This window comes from Pseudomonas sp. PMCC200344 (assembly GCF_030053095.1).
GTDB lineage: Bacteria > Pseudomonadota > Gammaproteobacteria > Pseudomonadales > Pseudomonadaceae > Aquipseudomonas > Aquipseudomonas svalbardensis.
Genome location: NZ_CP125618.1, coordinates 2,700,399 through 2,714,799 on the forward strand (window position 1 = coordinate 2,700,399; position 14,401 = coordinate 2,714,799).

Below are 14,401 nucleotides of genomic sequence, written 5' to 3' on the forward strand. Positions count from 1 at the left end.
GCCGATCGATCGGCAAGGGACGCAGTTTGTTCACTTCTGACGTGTGACGATTTTTTGTGAAATTGATCATTGCCGCTATTTACGTTGTATCCATTGCGTACGTCCACTTGCGCGGACGCGTGCGCCACAAGCTGGGCCGCCAACTGAGCGACCACTCGACGTTTCTGGCGCCGATCAATTGCTTCCTTTATCTGTTCTCGAAAATCCCCAACAAGCCTTATCTCAACCCGGCCGACTTTCCTGATCTGAGTCCGTTGCAGGACCATTGGGAAGAAATTCGCGCCGAGGGCCAGAACCTGCTCAGGGCCGGGGAGATCAAACGCTCGAATCAATACGACGACGTCGGCTTCAACTCGTTCTTCAAGACGGGCTGGAAACGTTTCTACCTGAAGTGGTATGGCGACAGCCATCCTTCGGCCATGAAACTCTGCCCGCGCACCACCGAACTGGTGCAAAGCATCGGCTCGATCAAGGCAGCGATGTTCGCGGAGCTGCCACCGGGTTCGAAACTGGTCCGTCACCGCGATCCGTATGCCGGTTCCTACCGCTATCACCTGGGCCTGGAAACACCGAACGATGCCGGTTGCTACATCAACGTCGATGGCGAGAACTACCACTGGCGTGACGGTGAAGCGGTCATGTTCGACGAGACCTTCATTCATTACGCCGAAAACACCACCGAGCAGAACCGCATCATTCTGTTCTGCGACGTTGAGCGACCGATGAAGTATCGCTGGGCGGCGGCGTTCAATGGCTGGTTCAGCCGTAGTGTGATGTCGGCGGCGGGCGCACCGAACGATGCGGGTGACAAGACCGGCGGCATCAACCGCTTGTTCGCCAAAATCTACACGATTCGCCTTCGCGGCAAAGCGCTCAAGAAGCGCAACCGCAAGCTCTATTACCTGGAGAAGTGGGCGATTTTTGGTGGGCTGCTGGCGATTTTCTTTCTGATCTAAAAATTGTGTCGCGCCATATCGCCCCTTCGCGAGCAGGCTCGCTCCCACAGATGACCGCGATCACCTGTGGGAGCGAGCCTGATCGCGAAGAGGCCCTGAAATTCACCGCACAACCCTCAATCAGCCACGAGAAGTCTTCGTGGCTTTTTTATTTGCGGCGGGTTTCGCGACCGACTTTGTTTTGCCCGTACTCTTGCCGCCGAGGCTGCGTTTAAGCAGCTCAGTCAAATCAATGACATCTGCGGTTTTACGCTCCTCTTCACCCGTCGCCGTTTCCACATCCTCGATCTTGCCTTCATTAGCCTTCTTCTCAACCAACGCCATGATCTTGTCTTCAAAACTGTCGTGATAATCCTCGGGTTTCCAGTCTGCGCTCATGTCCTGAACCAGTCGTTTGGCCATATCGAGTTCACCTTTGGCCAGTTCGGGCTTGGTGACTTCACTACCCAACTCAAGCGTATCCAGACTTCGCACTTCGGCGGGCCAGCGCAGCATCACCAATACCATCGCCGATTCCAGCGGCATCAGCGCAGCGAGGTGCTGGCGCGTGTGCAGCACAACAAGAGCCAGGGCGACTTTATTGGTTTTGCTTAACGTTTCGCGCAACAGCGCATAGACCTTGCCTCCGCGTTTATCCGGCGCGAGGTAGTAGGGCGTATCAATGTTTTGCAGGGGAATCTGCTCGCTGTCGACAAAGGAAAAGATGTCGATGGTCTGAGTGGACAGCGGGTGCGCCGACTTGATTTCCTCGTCGCTGAGGACCACATACCGACCCTTTTCATACTGCACACCTTTAACGATGTGTTCCTTGGTCACTTCCTTGCCGGTGACCTTGTTGACGCGCTTGTAGCCCACCGGGTCCATGCTGCGGCTGTCGAGCCAGTCGAAATCCACCCCTTGCGAGGACGTCGCCGAGACCAGCGCAACAGGGATATGCACCAGACCGAAACTGATCGCGCCTTTCCAGATTGCCCGTGCCATGGTCGTCTTCTCGCGAGTGATGTTCAGGTGACCTGCGGCCTGGCGCAAAAGTTTCAGCGGGCTGCGACCCGGTCCTGCGGGTGTATCGGTGGTCGGGTCAACTCGTGTTACATCTTGTGAAGGAGGTTTTAGTTAACAAATCCGAACCCCGGGCGTAGCGTGATATCGAAGTTCCTATCCACGCTGATGTCGAGAGGCTCCCCATGAACAGATTTGTGCTCGGCTGCACCGCGTTGGCGTTGAGTGGCGTGCTGAGCAATCTGGCCCAGGCTGACACCGCATCGCCAACTTCTTCATTGCTGTTGGCCCAGAGCCCGACGGGCCACACCAGCAATCCTTACAACAGCCCGATTCGCCGGGCCAATCCCAACAGCATGCAAGGCACGCAACCCAGCGCGCCGGCCATTCGTGGGCCGAACACAGTGCCCGTGCCGCGCCCTCCGACGCTTGACAATGGTGGTGTCGGCAACCGCTATCCCCAGGATCGCTCGCCTCCCGCTACCCCACCGAAATTCATTCCCAATCCACCTCATCGAGACGCAGACACCAGCAACCGTTGAACGGCACGACAGCGTTCTTGCCAGCCATTCGAACGACAAAAGGAATCGTGCATGTTGCGTAAAACCCTTCTGGCCACACTGTGTGCCAGCGCACTGATCACCGTCACGGCGCCCGTTTTCGCAGCGCCAACCCAGAATTTTAAAAGCGAACAGGGCACCCTTGAGGTGACGACAATGACCAAGGGGCTCGAACATCCCTGGGCCTTGGCGTTTCTTCCCGATCGTCAAGGGATGCTGGTGACCGAACGGCCCGGCAACCTGCGAGTGGTCAGCGCCGACGGTAAACTTTCCGCTCCGCTCAGTGGCGTGCCAAAGGTCTGGTCCAAGGGACAGGGCGGCTTGCTGGATGTGGTGTTATCGCCCGACTTCAAGCAAGACCGCACGGTCTATCTGTCGTATGCCGAAGGCGGTGGTGAGGGCGGCAAGGCCGGGACCGCGGTCGGTCGTGGACGTCTGTCTGACGACCTGACGGCCCTCAAGGATTTCAAAGTGATCTTTCGCCAGGAGCCCAAGCTTTCGGTCGGTAACCACTTTGGTTCGCGCCTGGTGTTCGACCGCGACGGCTATCTGTTCATCACCCTTGGCGAGAACAACGACCGGCCGACCGCCCAAGACCTCGACAAACTGCAAGGCAAGGTCGTGCGGATCTACCCGGACGGCAAGGTGCCGGATGACAACCCTTTTGTCGGTCAGGCCGGCGTACGCCCGGAAATCTGGTCCTACGGCCAGCGCAATCCGCAAGGCGCGGCGCTCAACCCCTGGACCGGCACTCTCTGGGAAAACGAGCACGGTCCTCTGGGTGGCGATGAAATCAACATCATCGAGCGTGGCAAGAACTATGGCTGGCCGATGGCAACTCATGGCATCAACTATTCCGGCCAGCCGATTCCGGAAGCCAAGGGCAAGACCACCGAAGGCACCATCGCCCCGCGCCACGTCTGGGAAAAGTCCCCCGGCCTCAGCGGCATGGCGTTCTACGACGCTGACCGCTTCAAGGCCTGGCAGCACAACGTGTTTATCGGCGCGTTAGTGAGCCAGGAGTTGATCCGCTTGCAGTTCGAGGGCGACAAGGTCGTTCACGAAGAGCGATTGCTGGGCGAACTCAACAAGCGCATTCGCGATGTGCGGCAAGGCCCGGACGGGTACTTGTATGTGCTGACCGATGAGGACGATGGTGCCCTGTACAAGATTGGACTGAAGTAACCGGTACCTGTAGCAGCTGCCGAAGCCTGCGTTCGGCTGCGCAGCAGTCGTAAAATCATCCGCCGCGGCAGCTCAGTTAGACCGAGGGGCCTGGATTTACGACTGCTGCGCAGCCGAACGCAGCCTTCGGCAGCTGCTACAGGGATTGTGAAACTCACGTTCGGGCGTACAGGATCACTGCCGCCCGAAGCTTGCCTCGACCGAAACTGCACATCTTTTCAAATTCCCCATGACTGACCGGCAAATGCTGGCAGTCCATGGGTTGGCGATGCTGGCTGTGATCGACATCCGGGTCATGCAGGTAGACGAACTCTTCATCGCAATCGGTGACGATCACCCAATGCGGCGATTTGGAACGGGTCAGTCGATAGCAACTGATGAGCACCAGCGGTTGTCCGCCATCATCCAGTAACCGTGGAAGGTTCAGTGGTCCGCCGATCACTCGCTCCACATCAGTCTCTTGTAGCTGCGTGGTGAACTCTTCGTGTACTAACCGCATTACCTCTTTTTTATGCGCATCGCGTACGCCATCGAGAAACAGTGGCCCAGCCATGCTCAGTTGCAGTCGCACCCGAAACCCTCGTCGCCATGCCGCCAGCGCCAGGCCTTGAGGGCTGCAGCCACCATGGCCCGAGGTCATGAACACGGTGGTCGCCTCCCGCCAGATCTGCAGTTCTTCGCGACGCTCCAGCACGCGACCCGCTTGCAGCGCGCCCATGGCCATCAGCAGACAGGCCGGGCCGCAGGTGAAATCGGTGGTCTGCGGATACCAGGGCACCTTGATGTTGCGCGAGTCGCGGTGCTGGAGGATGCGCTTCTCTAGCCGCAGCGCATCGGCATGGTCCTGGTAATAGTCGTGAATCAGGGCAAAGCGTCGGTAACCGTTGCGCTCATACAGGGCAATCGCCGTCGGGTTGTCGATGCGAACTTCCAGCCGCAGGTAGGCGCAGTCGTGCTCAAGGGCGCAGGCCTCAATCCGTTCGAGCAACTGCCTGCCCAGTCCGCTGCCGCGTGCTTCGCTGGCGATCGCAATCGAGTAAAGGCGCGCCAGCGAAGTACCCCGGTGAAACAGCACCACGGCGTAACCAACGAGGTGCTCGCCACGCTGGGCCACCAGCAGTTGCCCGTGGGCCCGAGTGATCATCCATTGAAAGCTGCGACGGTTAAGCCGATCCGTGGTGAAACAGTGTTGTTCGAGTTCCAGCAGTGCCGGCAAGTCTTCAACCACCGCCAGGCGAAAAACCAGATTCATATGACCACCGTAAAAGTTGCGTAACGAAACGGGACTTTCTAAAAAGTTCGTGCTTAATAGGAAAGGTCTTGTTCTCCAACGGATCAATCACTATGTCAGCGGTACAGGGTCATTGGCGCGAAGTATCCGAGCAAACTTTGCCGGCAGCAACTTATTTAAATGACGGTGTTAAAACTTCTAGCCAGTTGATTATCATCGTCGAACGCAAGGAAGACTGGGCCTCCTACTTTCCCAGTGAAGACATCGTCAGCGCCCAGGAATACCTCGAGAAACCCCGGGCCAACGAGCAGGGCAAGCGGGTGCAGGTGATCAACCTGTGCCGCAGCTACAAGTATCTGGGGCACGGTTACTACTGCTCGCTGCTGGCCGAGGCCCGCGGGCACAAGGTGATTCCGTCGGTGCGGACCATCAGCGAACTGACTCGAAAATCCTTGTACGGCCTGGCCCTGGATGATCTGGATAAAACCCTGGAAAAAGCCCTCAGTCATCATCTTTACAGCGATACCGAAGGCTTTACCCTGACACTGTACTTTGGCAAGACTCATATCGAGCCGTTGCAGGATCTGGCGCGACAGTTGTTTGAAGTCTTTCCGTGCCCGATATTGTTAGTTGAGTTTCGTCGAACTAACGGCTGGCACATTGAAGGGATAAAGTCCGGCGCCTTACATAAGTTGCGCGAAGACCAGGAAGACCAGTTCGCCCACTCACTCGACAGTTTCAGTCGCAAGATCTGGCGCGTACCACGTTCCCGGCGTTTGGCCCGGTATGACCTGGCCATCCTGCACGATCCCCAGGAAGCGTTGCCGCCGTCTAATGCCAAGGCGCTGGACAACTTCGTTAGGGTTGGTAAGACGTTGGGCATCGACGTCGAGCTGATCGAGCGCAAGGACTACGCACGCATCGCCGAATACGACGGACTGCTGATCCGCGAGACGACCAGTGTCGATAACCACACCTACCGTTTTGCCAAGAAAGCCGAGAGCGAAGGGCTGGTGGTGATGGACGACCCGGCGTCGATCCTGCGTTGCACCAACAAGGTCTATCTGACCGACCTGCTCAAGAGCCATCAACTGGGCATGCCCGCCACCGAGATTCTCTATAAGGAGCGACCGGAAGATTTTGAGCGGGTCGGCGAGCGCCTCGGTTTCCCGTTGGTGTTGAAGATCCCCGACGGCTGTTTCTCTCGGGGCGTGATCAAGGTCGAAAGCCAGCAAGCCTTGCTCGAAGCCACGGCCGAACTGTTCGAGCATTCGGTGCTGTTGCTGGCTCAGGAATTCTTCTACACCGAATACGACTGGCGTATCGGCGTGCTCAACCGCAAACCCATCTTTGCTTGCCAGTACTTCATGTCCAAGGGCCATTGGCAGATCTACAACCACAAGGCCAAGGGCCAGGACATCAACGGCGAATGCCGTACCCTGGCGGTTCACGAAGCACCGCGAGCGGTGGTGGAGCTGGCGGTGAAGACTGCGAACCTGATCGGCGATGGCCTCTACGGTGTCGACCTCAAACAGTCCGGCGATAAAGTGGTCGTGATTGAGGTCAACGACAACCCGAACATGGACGCCGGCATCGAAGACGCTTACTTGCAGGACGATTTGTATTCACTGGTGCTGGAAGAGTTCGTCCGTCGCCTGGAACTCAAGCGCCGCGGCCAGGCCTGGTGAGCGGCGGATGATCAAGAGCTTTCAACTGAGCCAAGGCGCCCTGCAAGCGGTCGAACGGCTGGACGCCGAAGTGATGTTGTTCAGCAATCCCGATGCGGCCGAACGGGATCTGCTGCACAGCCATTTCAAAGTTGATGAACACGCGCTGGCCTCGGCCCTGGACCCCGACGAGGTGTCACGCATCGAGTTTCACCCTGATAACCTGTTCCTGATCTGGAAACGCCCGGAAAACTATTCCGGTGCCGGCAGCCTGGCCTTCGAAGTGTCGTCCTGCGGTTTGCTGTTTTCCGAGCATCGTTTGCTGGTGATCGCCACCGACGACTCGCCGCTCAGTGGCCTCGGCATGCGCCAGCGACTGAACACGCCGCTGGATGTGTTGCTCGACCTGCTGTTCAACAACATCCATCACTACTTGGGCCACCTCAAAGTGATCAAGCTGGTAGCCCGGGAGTTGCAGCAGAAATTCAACGCGTCGATGCAGAATCAGCACCTGATCCAGATGTTCAACCTCAGCGAAAGCCTGATCTATTACATCAACGCGATTCACAGCAACGGCGCAGTCCTGACCCGGTTGCGCAATCACGCCGCAAAGGAACATTTCAGCGCCGAAGCCATTGGCCTGATCGACGACCTGATCATCGAAAACAACCAGTGCTACAAACAGGCGGAAATCTACTCCACGGTGTTCTCCGGGCTGATGGACGCCCGGGGCAACCTGATGAACAACAGCATGAACAACCTGCTGCGCAAACTGACGTTGATCAACGTGGTGTTTCTGCCGCTGAACCTGATTGCAAGTATCGGCGGCATGTCCGAGTTCAGCATGATGACGGCGGGCGTGCCGTGGTGGGTTTCGTATCCGCTGTTTCTGACCGCGATGATAATGGGGGCTGGAGTGATGGTGCTCGGGCTCAGGCGGTTGGCGAAGTGACGGACTTTCTCCGATCTTGCAGGCCACGAACCACGAGGTACAACAGCGGCCCGATGGAGACGAAAATAGCGGTGATCAAAAGGTAGGGAACCACCGACCATCCCGACTGCCCACGCTTGCGCGCATCCGTGTACATCCAGATGCCCGCGAGCGTCGCCAGCAGGTACAAATCAATCACCACCTGCGCGGTGTCGGGGCGCGACATCAGGCTGATGCCGAAGTCGATCAATGACTGTTCGGCCTGAAGCATCACCGAAACGGTGTAGCCGGCGAACGCGATCAGGGCAATGAGGGGCAGGACGACAGACTTCATGGTTTCCTTCCTTGGGACGATGAGCAGAGTCGCCAGCCTACAGAGGCCGAGTAAAATTGGCCATTGACTTGCCATCAGCGCCCGGCTAATTTCCGGGCATGACTTCCACTGTATTGCGCTGCCAGCCAAGCATTATTACCGCCATTCCTTATTTGGCGGGCTAGCTCACGACTGCAGCACCCAACCCGCCCTAGAGGCGGGTTTTTACTTTCTGCCTCCTGGGTTCCGATCAACGTCAGGAGACGACCATGAGCAGCACCACCGCCCAGCAGACCTTGCTTGAGCACTACGTGAAAAAGATCCTCGCCGCGCCCGTGTATGAGCTCGCGGTGCGTACGCCGCTGCAACCGGCGCCAGCGTTGTCCGAGACGCTCGAGAATCAGATCCTGCTCAAGCGCGAAGACTTGCAACCGACCTTTTCCTTCAAGATCCGCGGCGCCTACAACAAATTGGTGCAGTTGAGCGATGAGCAAAAGGTTCGAGGCGTGATCACCGCTTCGGCGGGCAATCATGCCCAGGGCGTGGCGCTGGCGGCGCGTGAACTGGGGATCGCCGCGACCATTGTGATGCCGTGCACGACGCCGGAACTGAAGGTGCTGGGTGTGCGCAGTCGGGGCGCCGATGCCGTGCTGCATGGCGAGAGTTTTCCGTTTGCGCTGGACTATGCACTGAACCTGGCGCGGCAAACCGGTCGCACCTTTGTCTCGCCCTTCGACGACCCGGACGTGATCGCGGGGCAGGGCACGGTGGCGATGGAAATCCTGCGTCAGCATCAAGGTCCACTGGACGCGATCTTCGTCCCGGTGGGAGGTGGCGGCCTGATCGCCGGTATCGCGGCGTACGTCAAATACCTGCGACCAGAAGTTCGTATCATCGGCGTCGAGTCGGAGCATTCCGCCTGTTTATATGCGGCATTGCGGGCCAGCGAGCGAGTTGTCCTGCCGAACGTAGGCACTTTCGCCGACGGTGTCGCCGTCGCCCAGATCGGTGCTTATGGTTTCGAGGTTTGCCGGTTTTGCGTCGATGAGGTGCTGACCGTCAGCAACGACGAACTCTGCGCCGCCATCAAGAATATCTACGACGATACCCGCTCGATCACCGAACCTTCCGGTGCCTTGGCCGTGGCCGGAATCAAAAAATACGTGGCGCAAACCGGTGCCCGTGGTCAGACACTGGTAGCGATCGGCTCGGGCGCCAACATCAATTTCGACAGTTTGCGCCATGTGGCCGAGCGCGCCGCATTGAGCGGCGCCCCGGCGTGAGCGGTGTCAGGCCAGCAGCGGGCGCAGGAAGGTCCGCTCATAACTGACGATAAACTTCTTCTCGACCAGCGAAGCTACGAGCGCGGTGCTTTCGGCATCAGTCATCGCGATATGGCGGTAGCTTTCGTAGTCCGCCAGCGAAGGAAAGCTGAACAGGCAGTAGGCGATATTGCTCGCGCCCTCGGAAGGCAGGAAGTACCCGTGGTGCGTACCACCCAAACGCTCGACGATGCCGAGCCAGGCTTTGGCGTAGGCTTCGAATTCGCTGAGTTGATACGGATCGATCACATATCTGACGTGGCAGGTAATCAAAATGGCGCTCCTGTAACGGGATAGAACGGTTACTCCTGGACGGCTTTCTCGATCTTGCTCGACGCCGACCAGATCCGGTAGCGGACTTCGATATCTTTGGGCACGTAGAGCACGATCGGCAGTTTGCTGTTGTAGCGCAGCATGAAACCGTCACCGACCACCGGCACGAAGTCCTTTTTGCTTTTGCCGTCCGGGCAGGCCATCAGCGTACTCATCGGGCCGATGACTTTTTCCAGTCGGTAGAACGGGTAGCCCCAGCCTTCGAGGTTTTTCTCCTCGAGAATGCCGCCCAGGCGTTGGCGATTGCAGTCGACGGTCAGGGTTTTGCCGGCGAGGATTTCGACTTGGTAGCCGTCTTCCTGAGTCTGTGGGACAAGGTGAATGACCTGGCGGGTGAAACCGCTCTCAGCTTTGGGGAACGGCGCGACTTCTTCGAGTTTCGCGGCGTGAGCGATGGTCGACAGCCCGGCAAGAATCAGCCCGACGGTAGTGATACAGGTCAAAGAACCCATGATGCCTCCTTGCGTGCGAGTGGGGTCAGCGGATACTGAATTGATTGGCCGCATTCTTACTGGCGTCGTCGGCCAATGCAAACCTGTCGCTGGATGTATGCAAATTGCAGGGGCACCACAACGCCTTTCTTGCATATTGCATGGGCTATTTACGCGCGGTTTCGCTAAATCGTTGATTTACCGATGAGCTGCAGTGCGAAATCCAAGGCATGTTTTATGCTTTAGCTGGTCTTAAGCTGACCGGGGATTTCATTGCGTCAGTATCGATCGTTGATTGGCAGTCTCACATTAAGGAGAGGGTCGCCATGTTTCTTTCTGCCTTGGAACTTCGCAATATCATTGAAAGCAGTTTTTTGCCGAAACGTTGTCAATGCACGCTGTCGCCGGACCTGTCGATGACCGTCAAGGTGTATTCCGACCGTGAAACCGATCACCTCGATCTAATGAAAACAGGAATAAATGCCAAACAGCTAAATGGTTGCCGAGAAATCAACAACCTGATCGCTGGACTGCGCTCTGACATGCAGCACCAAACCATTGCCCGGACCCTGCATCCAGACAGAAAAGCGCTTTAACCCACGGTTTCGAGTTCCATCGACACGCGCTTGGTCTGGAGAAATGCCAGACCCAGCGCCAGTTCGACCACCACCGCCAGCAAAATGCCCGGACCGGCATGGCCATTGAGCCATTCGCCGAAGCCCAGTGCTGCCAGCCCCCAGCAGCCGACCATGAAGCCATTGCTCAGCGCATGGCGGGTGATCGAAGGCGCCTCGTTTCGAACCAGATAAAACATCACGCCCAATGCCGCGAACAGCATTGCACTGCGCCTCGCGACAACGCCCACTGCCAACGAGTATTCGAGGCTCCAGATCGACAGCAACCAGTCGGGCATCAAACCCCAGACCAGGGCCAACAGAAAACACAGCGCGGCGGTAAAAGTCGACAAGGCACGAAACGATAACTGCATGGCGAATCCTTGCGGCAGTGGGGGGAGGCGCAGAGCATAGCGCCAGAACCCCTCACAGGAATACCGCAAAGTGTTGAATCAGACCTTTCAGTCAGTTCTGGTAACTGCAAGCGTCGGAAAGTTTACGGTAGGAAATTTCCGCAGGCTTGCCCGAGGTGCTCTCGATGTATTTCATGTTGGCTGTGACCACTTTACAGTCCAGCGTCGACGGTTCGGTCAAGGTAATGACCTTGCCCACGTGCAGCGGCATACCGTAGTGGTATGGCACCGCCTGAGAGCTCGAAGTGTCATTGGCCTGGGCCAGACCGGCAAACGCGGTGCAGGCGAGGGCGGTGGTGATCAGCAAGGTGCGCATGTTCATGAACGTTCTCCGATGCAGGCTTAAAGTCAGCTCGACGTTTAGGCGTCGAACCTGCCGCACTGGGCGTCAGAGAACTCTAAGGGCGTGCGGTCCAGTAAAGTTTTGGACCGCGGGGTTAAGCGATGGTTAACCCGACTCAATGCCGCCTGTCGTGAGGAGGTTTCTGTCAGAGGTTTCATGTAGGTAAAAAAACTGAGAGAGGTTCGGCCCGTTCCTACACGGTCGGACTCTTTGTCGTCTTTCGCCGGCAAGGTACCAGCGTTTACTGTTTGACCTCGCTGCAAAATCAGCGAACAGGTTTGGTCACCTGATGCCATCACACTTATGTGTGCCATCATTCGCGCTGCGGACATCTATGTCCTCGTAGTGCGTTGCAATGGCGGCTGTGTGCTGGACGCCTCCGGGCGAGCCGATTTGATGGTATCGGTTGACCAAGCCTGTACACAGTCCGCCTCCCATCGTTTGGTCACGGTACTGGCGGTTATTTACTAATCATCGAGTAATTACTATGCCAACGCTAAATCCATTCCCCGATCGCTATCGCTCAATCAAAAGCAGCGTTACCGAGACAAGCCCAATGGTCATCGACACCGAGGCCAATCCCCAAGACATACTCGAAGCCGCTTTACAGCGTGTCCGAGCCGCCAGCCAGTTGCTTGAAACGCTCCATTGCCAGTGTTTCAAGAACGGTGATGTCCAGGATATTCCGCACATTACTCACGCGCTTTATCTGCTGACGCAGGATGGGTCCGATTTGCTGCTGGTTGCGCAGCAGCAGATGATGGGGTGGAAGGCGCCGGTCTGACGGCGCACAGATAAAATATCCAGCCCTTTAGAGGCTGGATTTTTTATTGAGATTGCAAATAGGGGAATACCTGATCAGGCCATGCTCACTGAAGTTGACGGCGGAATCTGCGCAATTCGCACCGACGCTTGGTTTTCCGTATGTGCGGCCCACCGGTCGATGTGCGTTTTCAGCTCTGGCAATTCAGTGCAATCGCCATATACGTCAGCGATAGTCAGCTTGGTGCTGCTCAAAGACGTCAGCCGTTGCATGGTGAGTTCGATGGCTTGCAGCTCTTTTTTATTGTGTCGCACTGCCTGATTGACCGCCGTTTGACGCTCCTGAAGATCAGACATCGTGGATCGACGCTGCAACGGCGTGGCGCGCTCTTGAGGACGGCCTTCGATAGTCCCTCCGGGGAACTCCGAATCGGCGTTGCGCTGCCATTTCTGAAGTTCGGTACGGTAGGTTTCCACTTCGAGTTTCAGACGATTCGATTCCGTCGAGCTGATGACGTAGCCGCCAGTCGTTTGTGTTTCCTGCCAGCGTCGAAGTGATGCCCAGCAAGACGGAATATAGCCATCGAGCATCTTGTGATCTGCGGCGCTGAACACCTGTGCCATGAATTGGCTGCGATCAGGCATGTCGTTCTTTTTCATTTGGGCCACGCAGCGAGCCATCGCGGCTTCTTCATAGCCTTCACATCCAGGTTTCCACAACACAGAGGAAACAACCTGCCCCGGTAGCTGCAATGGCATGAAGTGGCGCTGTTCTCCGTGGTGCCAATAGGGCTTCCCGCCAAACCTAGCCATGCCGGCTGCGAATACCAAACCGCCAGCTGCCGGCGTCAGAACGCCCGAGACGGTTGCGGCGAGGCCGGTGATCCAGATCGGTTTCTTGGTATCCATCCATCCTGCGGGAACGCTAGGAACCGGATCGTTATGGTTGACGATGCGGTGATGAATCAATGCTTTGGCCCCGTCGACGAAATCGGCATCGCCGGCACGTGGTGAGCCGAAGGTGTAGAGAATTACGTCATCTGTGATGTTCTGGCGAAGCCATTCGGCCAACAACAATGCGATTGCACCGCCGAGGCTGTGGCCACAGACAAGAATTTTTTGGTCTCGTCGAAAACGACGAACGTAGTCTGCTATGAAAGGGCGAAGTGCCATAAAGGCTTCATAAAAACCTTGGTGCGCTTTCCCCGTCCCGCCTTCAATTGGCACTTGCTGAGCATCGGCATCTCGCCAGCCATCCCAACCTTCGGCTGTTCCCCTGACTCCGATCAATACAACTCGATCATCGTGCGTGGCATAAGCTTGCGTATCAGTATTCGTCCAGTCAGTTGTTCCCTGTCGAGCGTCGTTGAAAAAATGCACTGACGACGGTGTTTCTTGGTTTTCCCCGGATGAGGGATCATTTTGAGGATAACGGTCCGGGTCAAAGGGAACGATTTCCAGACGTTTTGAATAGGGTACGTCTTCCACCAGCGGGAACGCCGGTTTCTTCGAGTCCGCGTAACGCATCGGCTCTTCGTAACACGCAAGGCATGTGTTTAAAACATGCCCAACGGTTCCAATCTTCGGGTATGTGAAGGCAAAATCTTTCTTAGGTTTCTCAGCGTTTTCCAGCGTTTCGGGGACTTGGCCGAATGCGCCATAGCTCAGTGTCGCCAGCAGTGACAACTGATACAGGTTAAGAGCACTGAACTCAGGGGCTAACGACAGCAGAGGTCGGAATGCGCGAAGCGCACGTACTTCAAGAACGTAATGTTTTTCCGGAAGCAGACCTACACCAAAGCTCGGCACTTTATCACCCGCGAAATCACGAGCCAGTTTGGCGCAACCAGGTGAAACGGGGTTGGACAACTTTGCTGCCGGTGGTAAGTGTTTTGTGAACTCAACAAATTCACGAACTTCTACGTTATGGAACTCGCCTTTTTCCGCGGCTGCTCGGTAGGCCCCTGTTTTGCCGGTGCTACCAATAGGGCGGCGGCGGGTTTGTTCGGCGGCTACTTGTAATTCTGTTAGCGGAATATCATAACTGTCACGTTCCGTTAGAAAATTATAGAAATCATCATCGCCGCTATACGATTTCGCTAGCGTAAGTATCGCGGGGCCAGCGTAGTTTCCTTCGACTCGCGCGAAACCCTCGCCATCCAATACCCCAGTTTTTTTACCACCTTCGGTGTCACTCAGTTCGTATGCAAGCCCCGCATAAGGCTCACCGTCACCAAGTTCATCTACAAGACGAAAGCTGATCCATTCACCTCGCAATGGGCAGGAACGACGTTGATCATTCAGCGATGAAGTTTGCAGATTGTCCATTAGCTAAATCCTT

16 protein-coding genes are annotated in these 14,401 nt (G+C 56.7%); 8 read left to right on the plus strand and 8 right to left on the minus strand.

Going from position 1 to position 14,401, the window contains the following annotated elements; genetic code table 11:
• Positions 1–56: 56 nt before the first annotated feature.
• Entirely contained in the window at positions 57–956 is a 900-nt protein-coding gene (gene lpxO / locus QFW87_RS12245) for a lipid A hydroxylase LpxO (protein WP_283190613.1), read from the plus strand.
• A gap of 120 nt (positions 957–1,076) precedes the next feature.
• On the opposite strand, the gene QFW87_RS12250 is transcribed toward lpxO, so the two are convergent.
• Positions 1,077–1,937: a Ku protein gene (locus QFW87_RS12250; RefSeq protein ID WP_283190614.1), complete on the minus strand. Its 861-nt coding sequence runs from the start codon at positions 1,935–1,937 to the stop codon at positions 1,077–1,079.
• A gap of 203 nt (positions 1,938–2,140) precedes the next feature.
• Between QFW87_RS12250 and QFW87_RS12255 the strand changes: the two genes are divergently transcribed.
• Complete coding sequence (locus QFW87_RS12255; RefSeq protein WP_283180414.1) at positions 2,141–2,497, plus strand: hypothetical protein; 357 nt, start codon at positions 2,141–2,143, stop codon at positions 2,495–2,497.
• Between the two features lie 51 nt (positions 2,498–2,548).
• A complete protein-coding gene (locus tag QFW87_RS12260) occupies positions 2,549–3,700 on the plus strand; it encodes a PQQ-dependent sugar dehydrogenase (protein ID WP_283180413.1) in 1,152 nt (383 codons plus the stop codon).
• 154 nt (positions 3,701–3,854) lie between these two features.
• Here the strand turns inward: QFW87_RS12260 and rimI are convergent, their stop codons facing one another.
• The gene (gene rimI / locus QFW87_RS12265) at positions 3,855–4,952 is read right to left on the minus strand and encodes a ribosomal protein S18-alanine N-acetyltransferase (protein WP_283180412.1); all 1,098 of its coding nucleotides are present in this window, start codon (positions 4,950–4,952) and stop codon (positions 3,855–3,857) included.
• 92 nt (positions 4,953–5,044) lie between these two features.
• Here rimI and QFW87_RS12270 point away from each other — a divergent pair, with 92 nt between their 5' ends.
• Positions 5,045–6,619 carry a RimK family protein gene (locus QFW87_RS12270; protein WP_283180411.1) on the plus strand — a complete coding sequence of 525 codons (1,575 nt, stop codon included), beginning with the start codon at positions 5,045–5,047 and terminating at the stop codon, positions 6,617–6,619.
• A 7-nt stretch (positions 6,620–6,626) separates the two neighbouring features.
• Positions 6,627–7,550 (plus strand): magnesium transporter CorA family protein, encoded by a 924-nt coding sequence (locus tag QFW87_RS12275; RefSeq protein WP_283190615.1) that lies wholly within the window; start codon positions 6,627–6,629, stop codon positions 7,548–7,550.
• On the opposite strand, the gene QFW87_RS12280 is transcribed toward QFW87_RS12275, so the two are convergent.
• The gene (locus QFW87_RS12280; RefSeq protein ID WP_283190616.1) at positions 7,531–7,863 is read right to left on the minus strand and encodes a DUF2834 domain-containing protein; all 333 of its coding nucleotides are present in this window, start codon (positions 7,861–7,863) and stop codon (positions 7,531–7,533) included. The genes QFW87_RS12275 and QFW87_RS12280 overlap by 20 nt on opposite strands.
• 248 nt (positions 7,864–8,111) lie before the next feature.
• On the opposite strand from QFW87_RS12280, the gene ilvA reads away from it, so the two are divergent.
• The gene (gene ilvA, locus QFW87_RS12285; RefSeq protein ID WP_283190617.1) at positions 8,112–9,125 is read left to right on the plus strand and encodes a threonine ammonia-lyase, biosynthetic; all 1,014 of its coding nucleotides are present in this window, start codon (positions 8,112–8,114) and stop codon (positions 9,123–9,125) included.
• Positions 9,126–9,131: 6 nt separating this feature from the next.
• On the opposite strand, the gene QFW87_RS12290 is transcribed toward ilvA, so the two are convergent.
• Positions 9,132–9,437: an NIPSNAP family protein gene (locus QFW87_RS12290; protein WP_283190618.1), complete on the minus strand. Its 306-nt coding sequence runs from the start codon at positions 9,435–9,437 to the stop codon at positions 9,132–9,134.
• Between the two features lie 29 nt (positions 9,438–9,466).
• Positions 9,467–9,949, minus strand: coding sequence for a serine protease inhibitor ecotin (gene eco / locus QFW87_RS12295; protein WP_283190619.1), 483 nt, complete (start codon positions 9,947–9,949; stop codon positions 9,467–9,469).
• A gap of 305 nt (positions 9,950–10,254) precedes the next feature.
• Between eco and QFW87_RS12300 the strand changes: the two genes are divergently transcribed.
• A complete protein-coding gene (locus tag QFW87_RS12300; RefSeq protein ID WP_283190620.1) occupies positions 10,255–10,524 on the plus strand; it encodes a DUF1652 domain-containing protein in 270 nt (89 codons plus the stop codon).
• On the opposite strand, the gene QFW87_RS12305 is transcribed toward QFW87_RS12300, so the two are convergent.
• Both QFW87_RS12305 and QFW87_RS12310 read right to left on the minus strand, forming a co-directional pair.
• Positions 10,521–10,916 carry a hypothetical protein gene (locus tag QFW87_RS12305; RefSeq protein ID WP_283190621.1) on the minus strand — a complete coding sequence of 132 codons (396 nt, stop codon included), beginning with the start codon at positions 10,914–10,916 and terminating at the stop codon, positions 10,521–10,523. The genes QFW87_RS12300 and QFW87_RS12305 overlap by 4 nt on opposite strands.
• Before the next feature lie 91 nt (positions 10,917–11,007).
• Positions 11,008–11,277 carry a DUF2790 domain-containing protein gene (locus tag QFW87_RS12310; RefSeq protein ID WP_283190622.1) on the minus strand — a complete coding sequence of 90 codons (270 nt, stop codon included), beginning with the start codon at positions 11,275–11,277 and terminating at the stop codon, positions 11,008–11,010.
• A gap of 508 nt (positions 11,278–11,785) precedes the next feature.
• Here QFW87_RS12310 and QFW87_RS12315 point away from each other — a divergent pair.
• A complete protein-coding gene (locus QFW87_RS12315; RefSeq protein ID WP_129444306.1) occupies positions 11,786–12,082 on the plus strand; it encodes a hypothetical protein in 297 nt (98 codons plus the stop codon).
• A 74-nt stretch (positions 12,083–12,156) separates the two neighbouring features.
• Here QFW87_RS12315 and QFW87_RS12320 read toward each other — a convergent pair whose 3' ends face one another.
• Complete coding sequence (locus QFW87_RS12320; protein ID WP_283190623.1) at positions 12,157–14,388, minus strand: lipase family protein; 2,232 nt, start codon at positions 14,386–14,388, stop codon at positions 12,157–12,159.
• Positions 14,389–14,401: the final 13 nt, after the last annotated feature.

What these genes read in the sequence shown, in the direction of transcription:
- QFW87_RS12250 (WP_283190614.1), bottom strand. Translation starts at nt 1,937, where the DNA reads ATGGCACGGGCAATCTGGAAAGGCGCGATCAGTTTCGGTCTGGTGCAT.
- QFW87_RS12255 (WP_283180414.1), top strand. Translation starts at nt 2,141, where the DNA reads ATGAACAGATTTGTGCTCGGCTGCACCGCGTTGGCGTTGAGTGGCGTG.
- QFW87_RS12260 (WP_283180413.1), top strand. Translation starts at nt 2,549, where the DNA reads ATGTTGCGTAAAACCCTTCTGGCCACACTGTGTGCCAGCGCACTGATC.
- rimI (WP_283180412.1), bottom strand. Translation starts at nt 4,952, where the DNA reads ATGAATCTGGTTTTTCGCCTGGCGGTGGTTGAAGACTTGCCGGCACTG.
- QFW87_RS12270 (WP_283180411.1), top strand. Translation starts at nt 5,045, where the DNA reads ATGTCAGCGGTACAGGGTCATTGGCGCGAAGTATCCGAGCAAACTTTG.
- QFW87_RS12275 (WP_283190615.1), top strand. Translation starts at nt 6,627, where the DNA reads ATGATCAAGAGCTTTCAACTGAGCCAAGGCGCCCTGCAAGCGGTCGAA.
- QFW87_RS12280 (WP_283190616.1), bottom strand. Translation starts at nt 7,863, where the DNA reads ATGAAGTCTGTCGTCCTGCCCCTCATTGCCCTGATCGCGTTCGCCGGC.
- ilvA (WP_283190617.1), top strand. Translation starts at nt 8,112, where the DNA reads ATGAGCAGCACCACCGCCCAGCAGACCTTGCTTGAGCACTACGTGAAA.
- eco (WP_283190619.1), bottom strand. Translation starts at nt 9,949, where the DNA reads ATGGGTTCTTTGACCTGTATCACTACCGTCGGGCTGATTCTTGCCGGG.
- QFW87_RS12300 (WP_283190620.1), top strand. Translation starts at nt 10,255, where the DNA reads ATGTTTCTTTCTGCCTTGGAACTTCGCAATATCATTGAAAGCAGTTTT.
- QFW87_RS12305 (WP_283190621.1), bottom strand. Translation starts at nt 10,916, where the DNA reads ATGCAGTTATCGTTTCGTGCCTTGTCGACTTTTACCGCCGCGCTGTGT.
- QFW87_RS12310 (WP_283190622.1), bottom strand. Translation starts at nt 11,277, where the DNA reads ATGAACATGCGCACCTTGCTGATCACCACCGCCCTCGCCTGCACCGCG.
- QFW87_RS12315 (WP_129444306.1), top strand. Translation starts at nt 11,786, where the DNA reads ATGCCAACGCTAAATCCATTCCCCGATCGCTATCGCTCAATCAAAAGC.
- QFW87_RS12320 (WP_283190623.1), bottom strand. Translation starts at nt 14,388, where the DNA reads ATGGACAATCTGCAAACTTCATCGCTGAATGATCAACGTCGTTCCTGC.